The 16,750-nt window shown below is 59.5% G+C and carries 16 protein-coding genes and 2 pseudogenes; 6 read left to right on the top strand and 12 right to left on the bottom strand.

Translation table 11 applies throughout. From position 1 onward, the window contains the following. Positions 1-127: 127 nt before the first annotated feature. The gene (locus APH41_RS07590; RefSeq protein WP_014719640.1) at positions 128-1,480 is read right to left on the bottom strand and encodes a GntP family permease; all 1,353 of its coding nucleotides are present in this window, start codon (positions 1,478-1,480) and stop codon (positions 128-130) included. 84 nt (positions 1,481-1,564) lie between these two features. Beyond that, the gene (locus tag APH41_RS07585; RefSeq protein ID WP_034128504.1) at positions 1,565-2,098 is read right to left on the bottom strand and encodes a gluconokinase; all 534 of its coding nucleotides are present in this window, start codon (positions 2,096-2,098) and stop codon (positions 1,565-1,567) included. A gap of 225 nt (positions 2,099-2,323) precedes the next feature. Between APH41_RS07585 and APH41_RS07580 the strand changes: the two genes are divergently transcribed. The 4 genes from APH41_RS07580 (at position 2,324) to APH41_RS07565 (ending at position 6,326) form a co-directional block, all read left to right on the top strand. Next, on the top strand, positions 2,324-3,355 hold the full coding sequence (locus tag APH41_RS07580; RefSeq protein ID WP_161793224.1) for a LacI family DNA-binding transcriptional regulator: 1,032 nt from the start codon (positions 2,324-2,326) through the stop codon (positions 3,353-3,355). 249 nt (positions 3,356-3,604) lie between these two features. Continuing rightward, complete coding sequence (locus tag APH41_RS07575) at positions 3,605-4,237, top strand: glutathione S-transferase family protein (protein ID WP_034128505.1); 633 nt, start codon at positions 3,605-3,607, stop codon at positions 4,235-4,237. Between the two features lie 88 nt (positions 4,238-4,325). Beyond that, positions 4,326-5,732: an MFS transporter gene (locus tag APH41_RS07570; protein WP_054918258.1), complete on the top strand. Its 1,407-nt coding sequence runs from the start codon at positions 4,326-4,328 to the stop codon at positions 5,730-5,732. A 132-nt stretch (positions 5,733-5,864) separates the two neighbouring features. Further along, positions 5,865-6,326, top strand: a complete 462-nt coding sequence (locus APH41_RS07565) for a hypothetical protein (protein WP_054896713.1) — start codon at positions 5,865-5,867, stop codon at positions 6,324-6,326. 106 nt (positions 6,327-6,432) lie between these two features. Here the strand turns inward: APH41_RS07565 and APH41_RS29610 are convergent. The 6 genes and pseudogenes from APH41_RS29610 to APH41_RS07540 form a co-directional block, all read right to left on the bottom strand. Continuing rightward, positions 6,433-6,828 (bottom strand): annotated as a pseudogene (locus APH41_RS29610) (methyl-accepting chemotaxis protein); the annotation flags it as partial. A 150-nt stretch (positions 6,829-6,978) separates the two neighbouring features. Beyond that, positions 6,979-7,752: pseudogene (locus APH41_RS29605) on the bottom strand (PAS domain-containing protein); the annotation flags it as partial. A gap of 188 nt (positions 7,753-7,940) precedes the next feature. Beyond that, positions 7,941-8,891, bottom strand: a complete 951-nt coding sequence (locus tag APH41_RS07555) for an aliphatic sulfonate ABC transporter substrate-binding protein (RefSeq protein WP_054918256.1) — start codon at positions 8,889-8,891, stop codon at positions 7,941-7,943. Positions 8,892-9,001: 110 nt separating this feature from the next. Then, positions 9,002-9,523 carry a sigma-70 family RNA polymerase sigma factor gene (locus APH41_RS07550; protein ID WP_054918255.1) on the bottom strand — a complete coding sequence of 174 codons (522 nt, stop codon included), beginning with the start codon at positions 9,521-9,523 and terminating at the stop codon, positions 9,002-9,004. 108 nt (positions 9,524-9,631) lie between these two features. Next, entirely contained in the window at positions 9,632-10,423 is a 792-nt protein-coding gene (locus APH41_RS07545; protein ID WP_054918250.1) for a phosphate/phosphite/phosphonate ABC transporter substrate-binding protein, read from the bottom strand. Between the two features lie 9 nt (positions 10,424-10,432). Then, positions 10,433-11,362 carry a fatty acid desaturase gene (locus APH41_RS07540; RefSeq protein WP_054918248.1) on the bottom strand — a complete coding sequence of 310 codons (930 nt, stop codon included), beginning with the start codon at positions 11,360-11,362 and terminating at the stop codon, positions 10,433-10,435. A gap of 301 nt (positions 11,363-11,663) precedes the next feature. On the opposite strand from APH41_RS07540, the gene APH41_RS07535 reads away from it, so the two are divergent. Beyond that, entirely contained in the window at positions 11,664-12,092 is a 429-nt protein-coding gene (locus APH41_RS07535) for a GNAT family N-acetyltransferase (RefSeq protein ID WP_054918246.1), read from the top strand. Positions 12,093-12,212: 120 nt separating this feature from the next. On the opposite strand, the gene def is transcribed toward APH41_RS07535, so the two are convergent. The 3 genes from def to APH41_RS07520 form a co-directional block, all read right to left on the bottom strand. Beyond that, the gene (def, locus tag APH41_RS07530) at positions 12,213-12,752 is read right to left on the bottom strand and encodes a peptide deformylase (protein ID WP_054918243.1); all 540 of its coding nucleotides are present in this window, start codon (positions 12,750-12,752) and stop codon (positions 12,213-12,215) included. Next, a complete protein-coding gene (locus APH41_RS07525) occupies positions 12,749-13,702 on the bottom strand; it encodes a YihY/virulence factor BrkB family protein (protein WP_032895581.1) in 954 nt (317 codons plus the stop codon). Before APH41_RS07525 ends, def begins: the two co-directional genes overlap by 4 nt. A gap of 181 nt (positions 13,703-13,883) precedes the next feature. Continuing rightward, positions 13,884-14,069, bottom strand: a complete 186-nt coding sequence (locus tag APH41_RS07520; RefSeq protein ID WP_003193737.1) for a CsbD family protein — start codon at positions 14,067-14,069, stop codon at positions 13,884-13,886. 201 nt (positions 14,070-14,270) lie between these two features. Between APH41_RS07520 and APH41_RS07515 the strand changes: the two genes are divergently transcribed. After that, complete coding sequence (locus APH41_RS07515) at positions 14,271-14,648, top strand: hypothetical protein (RefSeq protein WP_003193739.1); 378 nt, start codon at positions 14,271-14,273, stop codon at positions 14,646-14,648. Between the two features lie 163 nt (positions 14,649-14,811). Here the strand turns inward: APH41_RS07515 and fadD1 are convergent, their stop codons facing one another. Next, positions 14,812-16,503, bottom strand: coding sequence for a long-chain-fatty-acid--CoA ligase FadD1 (gene fadD1, locus APH41_RS07510; protein ID WP_032895580.1), 1,692 nt, complete (start codon positions 16,501-16,503; stop codon positions 14,812-14,814). Positions 16,504-16,750 lie beyond the last annotated feature (247 nt).

Raw genomic sequence — 16,750 nt, 5'->3', positions numbered from 1 at the left:
ACCTGAAGAAACCCAATCAATGTGGGAGCTGGCTTGCCTGCGATGGCAGTGTTGGATTCACTACCGCTATCGCAGGCAAGCCAGCTCCCACATTTGATCAGTTCCCACTCTTGCTTTGGGGTGTGGCTTACACCACCAACGACAGCAACATGATGAAGATCAGCGCCACGATCGACAGAATGGTCTCCATCGCCGTCCAGGTCTTGAACGTCTCGGCCACGGTCATGTTGAAGTACTGCTTGACCAGCCAGAACCCCGCATCGTTGACGTGAGACAGGATCAACGAACCCGCGCCCGTCGCCAGTACCAGCAACTCGCGGTTGACGCCAGGGATCATCCCCACCACTGGCACCACAATGCCCGCGCCGGTAATGGTCGCGACCGTCGCTGAACCGGTGGCAATCCGAATCACCGCCGCCACCAGCCACGCCAGCAGGATCGGGTTGATCTGCGCGTTCACCGCCATATGGCCGATCACGTCGCCCACGCCGCTGGTCACCAGCATCTGCTTGAAGCCACCACCGGCACCGATGATCAGGATGATCGCGGCGGTTGGCGCAAGGCTGGCGTCGAGCAGCTTGAGGATCTGCTTGGAGTGGATGCCCTGACGATGGCCAAAGGTGTACAGCGATAACAGCAAAGCCAGCAACAGTGCGGTGATCGGGTGGCCGATCATGTCCATCCAGTTGCGTACCACGTTGCCTTCGGCGAACGCGATGTCGGCAAAGGTTTTGAGCAGCATCAGGAACACCGGCAGCAGCACGGTGACCAGGGTGATGCTGAAGCTTGGCAGCGACTTGTTATCGGTTTCGCGGGCCAGTTGGTCCACCAGTTCCTGGGACGGGTTGCCCGGGATGTACTTGGCGATGAACGTACCGAAGATCGGGCCGGCGATGATGGCGGTCGGCAGTGCGACGATCAGGCCGTACAGGATGGTCTTGCCGATATCGGCACCGAACACGCCGATGGCCAGCAGCGGGCCCGGGTGCGGTGGCACCAGGCCGTGCACCGCCGAGAGGCCAGCGAGCAGCGGGATACCGATCTTGATCAACGACACGCCGGTACGCCGGGCGACGATAAACACCAGCGGGATCAGCAAAACAAAGCCGATTTCGAAGAACAGCGGGATGCCCACCAGGAACGCGGCGAACATCATGGCCCACTGGACCTTCTCTTTGCCGAAGGCGCGGATCAGGGTCTGGGCGATCTGATCGGCACCGCCGGACTCGGCCATCATCTTGCCGAGCATCGTGCCCAGCGCGAGGATGATGCCGACAAAGCCGAGCACCCCGCCGAAACCGTCCTGGAACGCCTTGATGATCTTGTCCACGGGCATGCCCGAGGTCAGGCCGAGGAAACCGGCCGCGATGATCAGTGCAATGAATGGGTGCACCTTGAACTTGGTGATCAGTACGATCAACCCGATGATAGTGACTACTGCATCTAGCAGCAGGTAAGACTCGTGGGACATGCCAAACATGGGGGGTCTCTCCTGTTTGTTGTTGTTATTAAAGCGGGTGTTGAACTTCCTGCCGGGGATAGCGCTATCTTTTCCGGCAAAAAATTAATGAGTAGGTTCAAAGCCGTGCTTGCGCCACCAAGTATGGGTCTGCGCGGCCAGTTCCTCGACGCTGTCTTCACTGGCGTTCAAGGCCAGGGTCAGCGGCTCGCCCTTGGGCGATTCAAGTGTGGCGAACTGGCTGTCGATCAGGCTCGCCGGCATGAAATGGCCGGGGCGGTGAGACACGCGGTCAGCGGCGACTTCACGGGTCAGCTCCAGGAAGACAAAACCCAGGCCCGGCGCAGCTTCGCGCAGGTGGTCACGGTATTTTTTCTTCAGGGCCGAACAGGTCAGTACAGGATGCTCGCCCGCTTTCAACGCGCGACGCAGTTCATCGCACAGGATATCGAGCCAGCCGGCGCGGTCGTCGTCGTTGAGGGGGTGGCCGGCGCTCATCTTTTCGATGTTCGCGGCAGGGTGAAAGCTGTCGCCTTCAATGGCAGTGGCGCCGTTAAGGGCGCACAGGGCTTGGCTGACGCTGGACTTGCCACAGCCGGAAACACCCATGATGACCAGGGCGGTAACAGGTTGACTCATGAAACACCTCAGGACGCAGATAGCGCTACCTTTGCATAGCGTAAGGCTAGTGCAAAAACAGGCTTTTCCCGCGCCGACTTGTCATTTTTATGGAGTGACGCGTGCATCCGTTCCAACAGATTGACTTCAAGAGCTGGACAGGATCAGGCAACCCTTTATCCAAGAATTTGCAGCTCTTTGGAGACAGCGCTACCTTAGTGCCTCGATTTTTGTTTGGCAAGCCGCCTGATGACCTCCAAGAACGATAAAAATACCCGCACGACGGGCCGCCCTACCCTCAATGAAGTTGCGCGCCTGGCCGGCGTCAGCCCGATCACCGCCTCCCGTGCCCTGCGCGGCATCAGCACCGTGGCCACCGAACTGGTGGAAAAAGTGCAACAGGCCGCCGCCGAACTGAGCTACGTGGTCAACCCCGCCGCCCGCGCCCTGGCCTCGGCGCAGAGCCATTCGGTGGTGGTGCTGGTGCCGTCACTGTCCAACCTGCTGTTTATCGAAACCCTCGAAGCTATCCATCAGGTACTGCGGCCCAAGGGCTTTGAAGTACTGATCGGCAACTCCCATTATTCGCGCGATGAAGAAGAAGACCTGCTGCGCAACTACATGGCCTACCAGCCACGGGGTTTGTTGCTGACCGGTTTTGACCGCACCGAAAGCGCGCGACGAATGGTCGAGGCCAGCAATGTGCCCTGTGTGTACATGATGGATCTGGACCCCAATGCCGGGGTGAACTGTGTGGGCTTCTCGCAACTGGCCGCCGGCGAGACCGCGGCGGCGCACTTGCTGTCCCGGGGGCGCAAGCGCCTGGCCTATATCGGCGCACAACTGGACCAACGCACCTTGCTGCGTGGCGAAGGCTTTCGCCGCGCCTTGCAACAGGCCGGCATGTACGATCCGGCGCTGGAGCTGCTGACGCCACGCCCGTCCTCCGTGGGCCTGGGAGGCGAACTGTTTTTGCAACTGCTGGCCGCCCACCCGGATGTGGACGCGATCTTCTTCGGCAACGACGACCTGGCCCAGGGCGCCCTGCTCGAAGCCCTGCGCCATGGCATCAAGGTGCCTGAACGTGTGGCGGTGCTGGGCTTCAACGACCTACCCGCCTCGTCATTCATGGTGCCGCGCCTGAGCAGCATCAGCACGCCACGGGAAGCCATCGGGCGTCGGGCAGCAGAGCATCTGCTGACGATCATGGCGGGCAACAAGGTGGCCAAGCCAGTGGTGGATATGGGGTTTGAGTTGCAGGTGCGCGAGAGCACCTGAGCGTCGAGCCGAACGCAATCAATGTGAGAGCTGGCCATGTAGTGTCCACAGAATCAGCGCCTGGCACAGATCCCCTGTGGGAGCGGGCTTGCTCGCGAAGGCGGTGGGTCAGTCAACGCATCTTCAACTGAACCAACGCTTTCGCAGGCAAGCCAGCTCCCACATTTTCGGCCGTGCCCGCTTCACACCCTCGCCGCCGTGCCCGGCCCCTGCTAGATTGGTCACTCTCTTAGATGCCAGGGAAGCACCATGGGCCATTCACTGAAAATCTTGGGTCGTACCTCTTCAATCAACGTGCGAAAAGTACTGTGGACCTGCCAGGAGTTGGGCATCGACTACGTGCGCGAAGACTGGGGCATCGGTTTCAAGCCTACCCAATCCCCCGATTTCCTCGCCTTGAACCCCAACGCCCAGGTGCCAGTGCTGATCGACGACCATGGCGTGCTGTGGGAGTCCAATACCATCTGCCGCTACCTTGTCGGCCTCTACCAGCGCCATGACTTGCTACCCGTTGAGCCCGCCTTGCGTGCACGGGTCGAACAGTGGATGGACTGGCAAGCCACCGAACTCAACCCTTCGTGGGGCTATGCGTTCCACGCACTGGTGCGTCAAAACCCGGACTATCAGGACCCGCAACGCATCCAGGCGGGTGTGCAGGCCTGGAATGACAAGATGGCCTTGCTAGAACAACAGTTGACCAAGACCGGCGCCTACGTGGCCGGCGAAGAGTTCACCCTCGCTGACATCTTGATAGGCCTTTCGGTACATCGGTGGCAGATGACACCCATGGAGCGGCCACCCTACCCCGCCATCGCGGCGTATTACCAACGCCTCAGCCAGCACGCCGGCTTCAAGACGTTCGCGCTCGACGGCCACAATTAGAGAAGCAGTTGTGCACGTTAAGCCCCAAGCCCAATAGCGGTTTGGCTTAAAGCTCGAAGCTTCCAACTCGCCCAACTGAAGGTTATTCATGCCCCCACTCGCCGCCTGCGTCTCAGACCCCACCCGCGCCGCCCACATCAGCGCCCGCATCGACCGCCTGCCCGCCGTCGCCACTATTTGGCGCCTGGTGGCGTTGCTCTCCATCGGCGGTTTTTTCGAGCTGTATGACCTGTTCCAAACCGCCTATATCAGCCCTGGCCTGATCAGCGACGGGATTTTTCATACCGGCAGCGAAGGTGTTTTCGGTTTCTCGGACCAAGCCGCTTTCGCCTCGGCCACGTTCCTCGGCCTGTTCCTCGGCGCCAGCCTGCTCAGCCCCATCGCTGACCGCTTCGGGCGACGCGCGATTTTCACCTTTGCGTTGGTCTGGTACACGGTGGCCACGGTGTTGATGGGCATTCAAACCTCGGCCTTGGGCATCATCTGCATGCGCTTTCTGGTGGGCATTGGCCTTGGCATCGAACTGGTGACCATCGACGCCTACCTCTCGGAACTGGTGCCCAAACGTATGCGCAGTTCGGCGTTTGCCTTTGCGTTTTTTATCCAGTTTCTGTCCGTACCGGCCGTGGCGTTGATGTCGTGGTGGCTGGTGCCACAGGCGCCGTTCGGTATCGCCGGGTGGCGCTGGGTGGTGTTGAGCAGTGCAGTGTTTGCATTGTTTATCTGGCAACTGCGCAAGCGCCTGCCGGAGTCACCGCGCTGGCTTGCACAAAAGGGACGCTTCGAAGAGGCCGACACGATCCTGAAAAACCTGGAGGCACGCTGCCGAAAGGACCAAGGCAAGCCGCTGGACGAACCGGAACCCGAAGCGATCAGCGTGCAGGGCACTGGCCGTTTCGCCGATATCTGGCAGCCGCCCTACCGTCGCCGCGCCTTGATGCTGATCGTGTTTCATGTATTCCAGGCCATCGGTTTCTTCGGCTTTGGCAACTGGCTGCCGGCCTTGCTCTCGGGCCAGGGTGTCAGCGTGACCCACAGCCTGCTCTACGCCTTCATCATCACCCTCGCCTACCCGCTGGGCCCGCTGTTGTTCGTCAAGGTGGCCAACCGCTTTGAGAACAAATGGCAGATCGTCGGCTCAGCCATGGGTGCGGTGATCTTCGGCAGCCTGTTTGCCCTGCAAACCACAGCGTTAGGGCTGATTTTCTGCGGGGTGATGATCACCTTCTGCAATGCGTGGCTGAGCTTCAGTTATCACTCGTACCAGAGCGAATTGTTCCCCACCAATATCCGTGCGCGAGCGGTCGGGTTCTGCTATTCGTTCAGCCGTTTATCCACGGTGTTCAGCAGCCTATTGATCGGTTTTATCCTCGAACACCTGGGCACGCCGGGCGTGTTGGCGTTTATTGCCAGCAGCATGTTGATCGTGATGATTACCATCAGTTGGTTTGGGCCGCGCACGCGCAACCTGGCCCTGGAGAACATCGCTCACTGACGGCAACGGTTGGCCGCACAAGGAGAAGGCTTGCCGCGTCGACGACGCCAGCCCCAGTAAACACTGGGGTCTGGCAACCGGCACAGTATTTGCTCCAGCTGTCGCACCGTCTGTTTTCATAGGTGAACGATCATGCTGGTTAACAACACTCAAGCGGCGTCGAACGTGCAACAGATCACGCGACCCGACATGGACCCCGCCAACGCCGCCGCCAGTGCGCTGTACAGCGGCGCCCTGCAGGCTGCGCAACACAGCGTGACAGTGCCCGCCGCGCAGAGGGAATTGGACAAGGCCAGCGATCGCATCGACGAAGCCTTCGCCAAGACCCGCGTGCAGTTACAGGCCACAACTAATGGGGCACGTACCGAGTTCACCGAATACATGAGCAAGACCCCAGCCGAACGTATTCGTGAACAGTTACTCAAGGAACAAGGGCTGACCGAAGAACAAGTGCAGGCGATGCCCCAGGACAAACAAGACGCCATCGCCAAACAAGTGGCCGAGCGCTTGAAAGAGCAGCAACAGCAGCAGGTGGCGGCGAAGGCTACTGCTTCGCCAGCCCAGACACTTAAAGAAACCTTGGCCGCGATCTAAACAGGTGCGAGCTGGCTTGCCTGCGATGCAAACAACTCGGTGGATCTGCAGGACCGAGGTGATGCTATCGCAGGCAAGCCTGCTCCCACATAGAGCGGCGGCTGCGCTATTGCAATTGCAGCGTCGAATTGAACTGACTGATCGCATCTACCACATGCCGTGACCCTTCCTGGATCTCCAGGATCACCTGCCCCGCCTCGTTCGCCAACTCCACGCCCAGGCCCGTACGGCTCAAGCTCGACTGCATGCTCGACACGGCGCTCAACGACAGGTCATGGTTCTTGCGCACCACGTCCACGATCTCAACGGTGGCCTGGCTGGTGCGAGCGGCAAGGCTGCGCACTTCATCGGCGACCACCGCGAACCCACGCCCGTGCTCGCCCGCACGCGCGGCTTCAATCGCCGCATTCAGGGCCAGCATGTTGGTTTGTTCGGCAATGCTGCGGATGGTTTGCACGATGGCGCCGATGATGTCCGACTGTTTGCTCACCGCATCGATGCTCTGCGCCGCCTGGTTAAGGTCGTGGGACATGGCTTCAATGATCTGCACCGTTTGCTGCACTACCTGCGAGCCCTTGCGGGCGCAGGCATCGTTCTGTACCGAAGTGGCGTGGGCCGAGTCGGCGGCCGTGCGCAGGGTGCTGACTTGCTCGGTGATATCGCTGGCGAACTTCACCACTTTGTACAAGCGCCCATGGGTGTCGAAAATGGGGTTGTAAGAGGCTTCCAGAAACAGGGTCTTGCCGTATTTGTTTTTACGTTCGAAGCGGTGGGAGTGAAATTCACCGCGATTGAGTGAAACCCAGAACGCTTTATACGCCGGGGACTCGACTTCGCTGCGGTGGCAAAACATGCTGTGATGCTGGCCGATGATTTCTTCGCGCGTGTACTGCACCGTGCGCAGGAAGTTGTCGTTGGCATTGAGGATCTGGCCCTGGGGAGTGAATTCGATTACCGCCATGGAACGGCTGATGGCGTCGATCAGACTTTGGTTTTCGTGTTCGTGATGGACCCGTGCGGAAATATCCGCCGCCACCTTGATCACACTGCGTACCTGATGGTCGCTGTCCAGCACCGGCAAATAGCTGGCTTCCAGCCACACTTGCTCACCGCGCTTGTTAAGGCGCATGAAGGTGCCGCTGAGCGCCTCGCCTCGCGCCAGATCGCGCCACAACTGGTGGTAGGCATCGGTGTGGGTATACACCTCCTCGCAAAACAGGCGGTGATGTTTGCCACGGATCTCCTCGACGCTGTAGCCCATGGTTTGGCAAAAGCGTTCGTTGGCATTCAGGATCACTCCCGTGCGGTCGAACTCGATCATCGCCATGGAGCGACTGATGGCGGCAAGCTTGGCGTTGGCTTCGGTGAGGGCACAGGAAAAACGCTGGATTTCTTGCAGGTCGGATTTGTGCTGGCGGTTGAACATGGTCAGATCACCCTAGATTCCCGGCGCCTGGAGGGCGCATTCCATTCATACGTTGGATATTTCTGGTACACCTGCATGGGGAAATAACCATTGGAAACGCTTTATCGGCCAAGCGTCGTTAACGGTTCTGGGTGAGCATAGACAGGCCTTGGCACTCTGCAAGGCCACTAATCCGCCAGCATTGCTGCTCAGGGATGATCAAGGGGCTTGAAGACAGCCTGCTGCACATCGACTTTTTTCGGGATCAGGCCGTTGGCAAAAAACAGGTCGGCGGTGCGTTGCTGGTTGGCAATGTCGATGGCCGCCAAGGGGCGGATCGGCTCGGGCGAGCGATGTTCGAAGTAGCTTTTGACCACCGCCGGTTGCAGGCCCAGGGTGCCGGCCATCAGCGTGATGCTCGCGTCAGGCTCATCAAGCGACAGCCGCTGCGCCTTGCCAAGCGTCTGGATAATCGTGGCAATGGCCTCTGGGTGCTGCTTGGCAAACGGGTGGTTGACCACGAAGAAACTGCCCGCAGGGTTCAACCCTTGCCCGTCCCGCAGCACGCGTGCCGAGCCGTCGATCACGGCGGCCGAGTAGTACGGGTCCCACACTACCCATGCGTCCACCTTGCCTTGTTCGAACGCGGCGCGGCCGTCGGAAGGCGACAGGTACACCACGTTCACATCCTTCCACTGCAACCCGGCGTGCAGCAGGCTTTTGAGGAACAGGTTGTGTGCACTGGAGCCCTTGAGCAATGCCACGCGCTTGCCCTTGAGTTCGGCCACGTTCTGCACGGTACTGGCCTTGGGCACCAGCACTGCTTCGGCCTTGCCCTCGTTGGGCTCGACGGCAAAATACTGCAAGTCGATCCCGGCTGCCTGGGCGAAGATCGGCGGGATATCGCCAATATTGCCGATGTCCAGGCTGCCGGCGTTGAGCGCTTCGATCAGCGGCGGGCCACCGAGAAATTCGGTCCACTGCACCTGGGTGCCCGGCAGTGCGGCTTCGAAGAGCTTGTGCTCACGGGCGAGCACCATGCTGACCGAGCTTTTCTGGTAGCCGATGCGCAGCGTGGAAGGTTCGGCCGCCGAGGTGGGTTGCGCCAGTACTGCCAATGCCAGCAGCGAACTGCCCAGCAGGTGTCTGATTGCTTTCATAAGTTGCCTCTTGGTGGTTCGATCAGATTCAAAGTGAGCACAGGAAGTGTGGGAGCTGGCTTGCCTGCGATGGCGGCCTGACATGGCCAGAGGTGTTGGCTGGCTCACCGCTATCGCAGGCAAGCCAGCTCCCACATTTGATCGGGGTGGGATTCAAGTCCGGTAACAGCGCGGGCCACGTAGTCACTGACCGAGCGCTGGGAAATCCCCAGTTCGGCAGCGATCTGGGGGTACGTCAGGCCGTTGACGCGGGACAACAGGAACGTCGTCTTGACCTTGGCCGGCAAGCGGTCGAGCGAGAGATCGATGGCTTGGAGGGCTTCGAGTACCTGCGCCCGCTCCTCGGCGCAGGCTGCATCGTCATCCAGCACAGCGAGGTAGGCACGCTCCAGGTCACGCCGGCGCCACACCTGGTACACCAGGCGCTGGGCAATGGTGGTGAGCAATGCGCGGGGCTGTCGTATCGGCGCTACCTGAGGTGCACTCAAGAGCTGGACAAACGCGTCGACCGCGATGTCTTCGGCGTGGGCACGGGAGTTGAGGTAGCGGTGCAAGCGGCTGCACAGCCAAGGGTAATGAATGCGAAACAATGAGCCCACGTAGTCGCTGTGAGCACTATCGGCGCCGGACATAGTGGCTCCTTCTGAGTAGGTTGCGCGGTATGTCCGGTGTTCCGGTGAAGCAATCCTAGCAAGGCTTCTTATGCTTTAATAATATTTAAAACGCATTTTTATATAACCTTATTGAAGTACCGAATAGCCGATGCTGGCGGCTTTGTGCTGGTAATCCAGCACCACCTGGTAGTCATCTTCGCTGGCAGGAACCACAGCTCGCACACCGAGGGTTTGCGCCACCTGCGGCAGGTCCTGCAACGCCAGGTTCATCGCCTCACGAACCTGCGCTACCTGCGCATCGCTCAAGCCCAGCGCACCTATGTAAGGCAAAGTCGGGCTCGGCGCGCTGCGGGTGATGACGCGCAGGCCCGCGACCTCTTCGGGGGCGAATCGGGCGAGGTAGTCGTAGGTGACGCTGTCGATGGCGGCGAGGTCGGCGTGGCCTTCACGCAGCCAGCGCAAGCTCTCACGGTGGGCACCGCTGATGCCGACGCTGGCGAAGAAACGCCCGTCGCGCTGCAACGGCGCCAGGCAGTCACGCAGCAGGTTCATGCCGCTGTTGGAGTCGTGGCCGTTGATCACGCCGCGGCTCTGGTAGAACTGCGCCAGGCGGGTACGCGGGTTGTCAGCGCGGGTCAACAGCAGGCTGCAATGTTCGCCGTGGCTGCTATGGGCCAACTCGTAACGGGGGCGCCCAATAATGCGCACCTGGCCGCGCAGTTGGGTCATCAGCGGGTAGCCGCAGGTTTGGCTGACGAGCAATTGCGGCGCCAGCCACAGGCCGCGCAAATCGAGGTGGTCGGCATCAAGACGATGCAGCTTCAAGCGCTCAAGGATGCGCGCCAGCCAGTATTGATTGGCCTGCTGGATGGGCTCAGGCGCAACGTACATGCGCAGGTCGGCGTAGTGCTCACTCATGGTCGCATCTCAGGCAAACGGGTGCCGGGGACTGTCGATGGCCTTGAGGCCGTGACGGCTGATCAACTGGCCGTAGCCATGCACCAGGAAACCACCGCTGCGCGCCAGCCACTGCTCGCGCCGGGCACGGTACACCCTGGGCAGCAGGTACCACGGCAACTTTGGCAGATCGTGGTGCACCAGGTGCAGATTGTTGTTGAGAAACAGCCAGGCCCAGGGCCAGGATGCTTCGTTGAGCACTGTGCGCTGTTCCGGCCGAGGATGGGGGCGGTGCTCATAGTAGGAACGGATCGAGGCCAGGGACAAGGCTGGCACGCTGACCAGCAGCAGGTAGTGCCACACCGCAAGCGCGCTGTAGTAGGCGATGAAACTCAGCATCAGCACAGTGACGGCGCCGTGGGCCAGCCACATCGGCCATACCTGGGGCAGGCGTTGAAACTCGTGACGTGCCAACCGGCCAATCGCCAACGGCGCAGCCAGCAGGAAGCGGCCAAGCACGGTCTTGGTCAGCCAATGCACGCCACGTTCGAACAGTGAGCTGTTGTTCCATTGCTGCTGATTGAGGTAGCGGCTTTCCGGGTCGATGCCCGGCAGGGTCAGGTCATGGTCGTTATGGTGCAACAGGTGGCTGTCGCGGTACAGCGTGTAGGGATACCACACCGCGAAAGGGGCATAGCCGAGGAGTTTATTCAGCCATAACGAACGGGTCGGGTGGCCGTGGAGCAATTCGTGCTGCACCGATAGCCACAGGGTCAGCAGCGGAATCAGCAGCAACATGCTCAGCCACACGCCCAGCCACCGGCTGCCAAGGATCACCGCAAACCAGCCGGCATACACGCCGATCAACAGCAGCCAGGTCGGCCACTCGGTTCTTGCCACAAAGGTCGTCGCCAGGGCTTCGATTTCCCGGCGGTGGGTCGGATCAAGGTAATTGGCCATCGGCAGCTCAGAGCAGGTGTTTCCTGCTCTGTGCAATGAGGCGGGAAAATCTTGCAGATCGTTTGGTTCTAAGCGTGTAACTCAGTGACCGAACAGGCCTGCTTCGGATTTTTTGGTCTTCTTGTCCGCGCGTTTTTCATCCGCGGTCTTTGCCGGTTTTTTCTTCGCGGCTTTCTTTGAATCCATACCTTTGGCCATGATGCATGCTCCACTAACAGGGGATGTAGCACTGGGTATACCACCTATTGCCCGGCAGAAGGCGCTTATAATCCCCTGCCCTGGATAACGCTTGTCTGAACCCATGCCCCCATTGCACATCGAACCGCTGGCCGAGCCTCTATGGCCACTGCTGAACAAGTTTTATCGCAACCACAATTCGTCGATGAAGGCGCTCAAGGGCGGCCGTTTGTGGGTAGTGCGAGATGGCGAGATCGTGGCCGGCTTGTGCTTGAGCCCGGTGGTGGGTGGGCAGTGGCTGACGGGGGTGTTTGTGGCGCCGACTTATCGTGGCCAGCAGCTGGCGGCGCGACTGATTGGCGAGGCCGTGGCAGGTTGTGAGGGGACGGTCTGGTTGCTGTGCCATCCGGACCTGGAAGGGTTGTATCAGGGCATGGGGTTCAGCCAGGACACGGTTTTGCCGCAATCGCTGAGTGAGCGGCTGGTGCGTTACAAGCGCAATAAACCGATGATTGCGATGGGGCTCAATGCCCCAGTCCTGAATAAACACTGATCCAATGTGGGAGCTGGCTTGCCTGCGATAGCGGTGTATCAGCTACAAATAAGGTAGCTGGCCCACCGCTATCGCAGGCAAGCCAGCTCCCACAGTTGAACTGTGAGTGTGTCAGAAGGGCTATTCGTCAGCCGCTGGGTCCAGCTCCGGGAACATCACTTCAATAAACCCGAATTTGCTGAAGTCGGTAATCCGCGACGGGTACAGCCGGCCGATCAAATGGTCGCACTCATGCTGCACCACCCGCGCATGGAAGCCGTCGGCAAAACGTACGATCGGCTCGCCTTTGGGGTCGAACCCTTCGTAGCGGATCTGCTGGTAACGGTTCACGGCGCCGCGCAGGCCGGGCACTGACAGGCAACCTTCATAGCCCTCTTCCTGCACCGGGCTGAGCGGTGTGATCAGGGGGTTGATCAAGATGGTCTGCGGCACAGGCGGCGCGTCCGGGTAGCGCTCGCTGGCCTCGAAACCGAAGATCACCAGTTGCAGGTCCACGCCAATCTGCGGCGCCGCCAGGCCTACGCCGCCCACGTGCTCCATGGTCTGGAACATATCGTCGATCAGTTGCCACAACTCCGGGCTGTCGAACATTTCCGGCGGCACCGGCGGGGCGATACGCAGCAGGCGCTCGTCGCCCATTTTCAGGATTTCACGGATCATTGTTCAGGCTCGGTCATGGGCTTGGAGTGGTCCCGGCCTAAGCCTGAGACGTGTTGTTTTTCATCGGTGTGGCCCGGCTCGCCTATTTCCTTCTCACCGGGGTCCTTGCCCTCGGCAGACATATGCTCGATCACAGCGTTCATCTCCGCGCCCAGCAGCAGTACGGCGGCAGAGATGTAGAAATACAGGAGCAAGACAATGATCGCACCGATACTGCCATACATGGCGTTGTAGTCCGCGAAGGTCTTGACGTAGTAGCCAAAGCCCAGGGAGGCGACGATCCATACCACCACCGCCAAGACGGAGCCGGGGGTGATAAAGCGAAATTCCTGCTCGACGTCCGGCATCACGTAGTACATGAGGGCCACGGCGAACATCAGCAAGATCACAATCAGCGGCCAGCGCAGGATGGTCCACAGCGTGACCACGAATTCCTGCATGCCGATCTGCCCGGCCAGCCACTCCATGACTTGCGGGCCCAGCACCATCAGCGCGGCGGCCGCCAGCAGCATGCCGGCGATACCCACGGTGTAGAAAATCGACAGCGGGAAACGCTTCCAGATCGGCCGACCTTCAACCACATCGTAGGCAGCGTTCATGGCGCTCATCATCAGGCGCACGCCCGCAGAGGCCGTCCACAGGGCGATAACGATACCCACCGAGAGCAAGCCGCCCTTGGACTGCTGCAACTGATCGATCACCGGGTTGACCTGTTCCAGCGCCTGGGGTGGCAACACCAGCTCCGATTGCAGGCGCAGCCAACTGAAGAAGTCGGGCAAATGCAGGAAGCCGATCAGGGCAATGAGGAACAGCAGGAACGGAAACAAAGAGAACAGCATCTGGTAGGCCAGTGCCGAGGCGTAGGTAGGCATCTCGTCATCGACGAATTCCTTGATGGTGCGTACCAGCACCTTGTGCAGCTTGAGACCATCGAGTACTGGAAAAAGCATAGCGTCTCCTTTCGCCGCAAAAGAGGTTGAGTTCGTGGGCGACTCAGGGGCCGTTTTCTACATCAAAGTAGCCCATTTGGCGACTTTGAAACAATTTCGAAAGTTTAGTTGCAGCACCGGATACAAAAACGGCCATCCGTGGATGGCCGTCGGGCTGCTGGAGTCTGCCAGCCAGGACGTGTTACTCAGTGGCTTTTTTCACTGCGTCCTTGGTCTTGCCCACTGCTTGCTGAGCTTCGCCTTTTTTCTCTTGGATCACGCCTTCAGCACGCAGCTTGTCATTGTCTGTGACTTTACCGACGCCTTGCTTGATGTTACCGACAGCTTCGTTCGCCAAGCCCTTTACCTTATCGGAAGTGCTGCTCATGGTATTACTCCTGATAACAATCAAATGGTTTTTGGTCACTACGTAGCGGTTGACCTGAAGCGCAACGGCAGAGTTTCAATTATTTTTGCGCAAGCATTTCATCGAAAGCGGCAGGTTTGGCTTTATGTTTTGCAGCCAACCCACGAGAATGCCCGGCACATTCAGGCTGCAACGCTGAATAACAGATCCCGTAGGAAGGTTATGAAACTCAATAAAGCACAGGCCATTGCCCGTAGAAACCAGGAACTGGGCGGTGCCGTACTCGGCGTCAACAACTGCCACTTCACCGACCTGGACCGCAAACGCAACATCTGGTGGTTCGACCTGCCGGTGGGGCGTATTGCTGTAGGCCAGTACGAGTGGATCCACCTGTTGATGCACAACGCCGACACCGACCAGTTGCTGCACCTGAAAGTGCCGACCGTGTTCCTGCGTGAAAAACTCGAAGGGCTGGTGGTACGCAATGCGGGCAAGCGCAAGCCGGAGATTACCCTGGAGCTAAGCGCGGATAAGGACTCGTTCTTGAAGGACGTACGCCCCGCCGGTGCGGGTGTGAGCTTCGCGCAGTTCGCGTTGTAAGCCCGGTAACCCTGTGGGAGCGGGCTTGCCCGCGATGGCAGTGAGTCAGGCGATACAGCAGTGGCTGCTGTAGCGCTATCGCAGGCAAGCCAGCTCCCACAGGGGGTAAGTGCTTCGCCAGCGCCCTCATAAAAAACCCCGCATCGGCGGGGTTTTTTATGGGTTACTTTTTAAGACCGAGTTTCTTCAGTTCTTCATCACGCAATTCACGCCGCAGGATCTTGCCCACGTTGGTGGTCGGCAGCGCATCACGGAACTCGACGGCCTTGGGCACCTTGTAGCCGGTGACGTTGGCGCGCATGTGCTCCATCACCTGGTCCTTGGTCAGGGTAGCCCCTGGCTTGACCACGATGAACAACTTGATGTGCTCGCCGGATTTTTCATCCGGTACGCCGATAGCCGCACACTGCAGCACACCCGGCAGGCCCGCCAGCACATCTTCCAGCTCATTGGGGTAGACGTTGAAGCCGGAGACCAGAATCATGTCCTTCTTGCGGTCGACGATACGCATGTAGCCGTCTGGCTGGATGATCGCGATGTCGCCGGTCTTCAGCCAGCCCTCGCTGTCGAGCATCTCGTCGGTGGCGTCCTGGCGCTGCCAGTAGCCCTTCATCACTTGCGGACCTTTCACACACAGCTCGCCAGTTTCGCCCAGTGCAAGCTCGGTACCGTCGTCGGCGATGACTTTACACGCGGTGGAAGGCACCGGAATGCCGATGGTGCCGATCTGGATGTGCTGGATCGGGTTGACCGTGGCCACCGGGCTGGTTTCGGTCATGCCGTAGCCTTCGCAGATCGCGCAGCCGGTCACGGCCTTCCAACGCTCCGCCGCCGCCAGCTGCAACGCCATGCCGCCCGATAGGGTGACCTTCAGCGCAGAGAAGTCCAGCTTGCGGAAACCTTCGTTGTTGCACAGTGCCACGAACAGGGTGTTGAGGCCGACGAAGCCGCTGAACTTCCACTTCGACAGTTCCTTGACCATCGCCGGCAGGTCACGCGGGTTGCTGATCAGGATGTTGTGGTTGCCGATCAGCATCATCGCCATGCAATGAAAGGTGAAGGCATAGATGTGGTAGAGCGGTAGCGGCGTGATCAGGATCTCGCAGCCTTCATTGAGGTTGGAGCCCATCAGCGCCTTGCATTGCAGCATGTTGGCGACGAGGTTGCGGTGGGTCAGCATCGCGCCCTTGGCCACGCCGGTGGTACCGCCGGTGTATTGCAACACGGCCACATCGCCGCTGGCCGGGCTGGCATCGTTGACCGGCTGGCCATGGCCCTTGGCGAGTACGTCGTTGAACTTGATGGCCTGGGGCAGATGATAGGCCGGGACCATTTTCTTTACGTATTTGATCACGCTGTTGATCAGCACGCGCTTGAACGGCGAGAGCAGGTCGGCAACTTCGGTGACGATCACGTGCTTGACGGCGGTCTTGGGCACGACTTTTTCAGCCAGGTGCGCCATGTTGGCCAGGCAAACCAGGGCCTTGGCCCCCGAATCATTGAATTGGTGTTCCATCTCCCGCGCGGTGTACAGCGGGTTGGTGTTGACCACGATCAGGCCGGCGCGGATCGCACCGAATACAGCGACGGGGTATTGCAGAACGTTGGGCAGTTGCACGGCGATTCGATCGCCAGGCTTCAAATCGGTATGCTGTTGCAGATACGCGGCGAATGCGCCGGACAATTCGTACAGTTCACCGTAGGTGATTGTCTTGCCCAGGTTGCTGAAAGCCGGTTTGTTGGCGAAGCGCTGGCAGGACTGCTTCAGTACCGCCTGAATATTCGGATACTCGTCTGGATTGATCTGTGCAGCAATCCCGGCGGGGTACTTATCCTTCCAAAAGTCTTCATTCATGGAAGCCCACTCCTCAGCGACGCGAATTCATCATCGCATTTGATGCGATTATTATTGGTGTATGTTTTTAGGTGAGTCTGGCGCTTTCAAGCAGGCCTAGAAGTCACAAAGCGCGCCGAGAGTAGCAGCTTTGCCAAGGGCCGCCTAGAGCCAAAAGAGGCCCCTACAGTCATAAACATGACTCAAGAATATCCAATGGTCACTTTTAGAGCAAAAATTCTATAACACCAGGAATGGCTCTAGAACA

The sequence above is a fragment of the Pseudomonas sp. NBRC 111138 genome, from assembly GCF_001320835.1.
In the GTDB taxonomy this organism is placed as follows: domain Bacteria; phylum Pseudomonadota; class Gammaproteobacteria; order Pseudomonadales; family Pseudomonadaceae; genus Aquipseudomonas; species Aquipseudomonas paracarnis.
This window is presented reverse-complemented; position numbering and strand designations above follow the sequence as displayed.

Bases quoted from the DNA above. Each gene is read 5' to 3' on its own strand.
- APH41_RS07590 (WP_014719640.1), bottom strand. From the start codon at position 1,480: ATGTTTGGCATGTCCCACGAGTCTTACCTGCTGCTAGATGCAGTAGTC.
- APH41_RS07565 (WP_054896713.1), top strand. From the start codon at position 5,865: ATGCTGGTTAACAACACTCAAGCGGCGTCGAACGTGCAACAGATCACG.
- APH41_RS07585 (WP_034128504.1), bottom strand. From the start codon at position 2,098: ATGAGTCAACCTGTTACCGCCCTGGTCATCATGGGTGTTTCCGGCTGT.
- APH41_RS07555 (WP_054918256.1), bottom strand. From the start codon at position 8,891: ATGAAAGCAATCAGACACCTGCTGGGCAGTTCGCTGCTGGCATTGGCA.
- APH41_RS07535 (WP_054918246.1), top strand. From the start codon at position 11,664: ATGCCCCCATTGCACATCGAACCGCTGGCCGAGCCTCTATGGCCACTG.
- APH41_RS07525 (WP_032895581.1), bottom strand. From the start codon at position 13,702: ATGCTTTTTCCAGTACTCGATGGTCTCAAGCTGCACAAGGTGCTGGTA.
- APH41_RS07575 (WP_034128505.1), top strand. From the start codon at position 3,605: ATGGGCCATTCACTGAAAATCTTGGGTCGTACCTCTTCAATCAACGTG.
- APH41_RS07545 (WP_054918250.1), bottom strand. From the start codon at position 10,423: ATGAGTGAGCACTACGCCGACCTGCGCATGTACGTTGCGCCTGAGCCC.
- APH41_RS07515 (WP_003193739.1), top strand. From the start codon at position 14,271: ATGAAACTCAATAAAGCACAGGCCATTGCCCGTAGAAACCAGGAACTG.
- APH41_RS07570 (WP_054918258.1), top strand. From the start codon at position 4,326: ATGCCCCCACTCGCCGCCTGCGTCTCAGACCCCACCCGCGCCGCCCAC.
- APH41_RS07520 (WP_003193737.1), bottom strand. From the start codon at position 14,069: ATGAGCAGCACTTCCGATAAGGTAAAGGGCTTGGCGAACGAAGCTGTC.
- APH41_RS07550 (WP_054918255.1), bottom strand. From the start codon at position 9,523: ATGTCCGGCGCCGATAGTGCTCACAGCGACTACGTGGGCTCATTGTTT.
- def (WP_054918243.1), bottom strand. From the start codon at position 12,752: ATGATCCGTGAAATCCTGAAAATGGGCGACGAGCGCCTGCTGCGTATC.
- fadD1 (WP_032895580.1), bottom strand. From the start codon at position 16,503: ATGAATGAAGACTTTTGGAAGGATAAGTACCCCGCCGGGATTGCTGCA.
- APH41_RS07540 (WP_054918248.1), bottom strand. From the start codon at position 11,362: ATGGCCAATTACCTTGATCCGACCCACCGCCGGGAAATCGAAGCCCTG.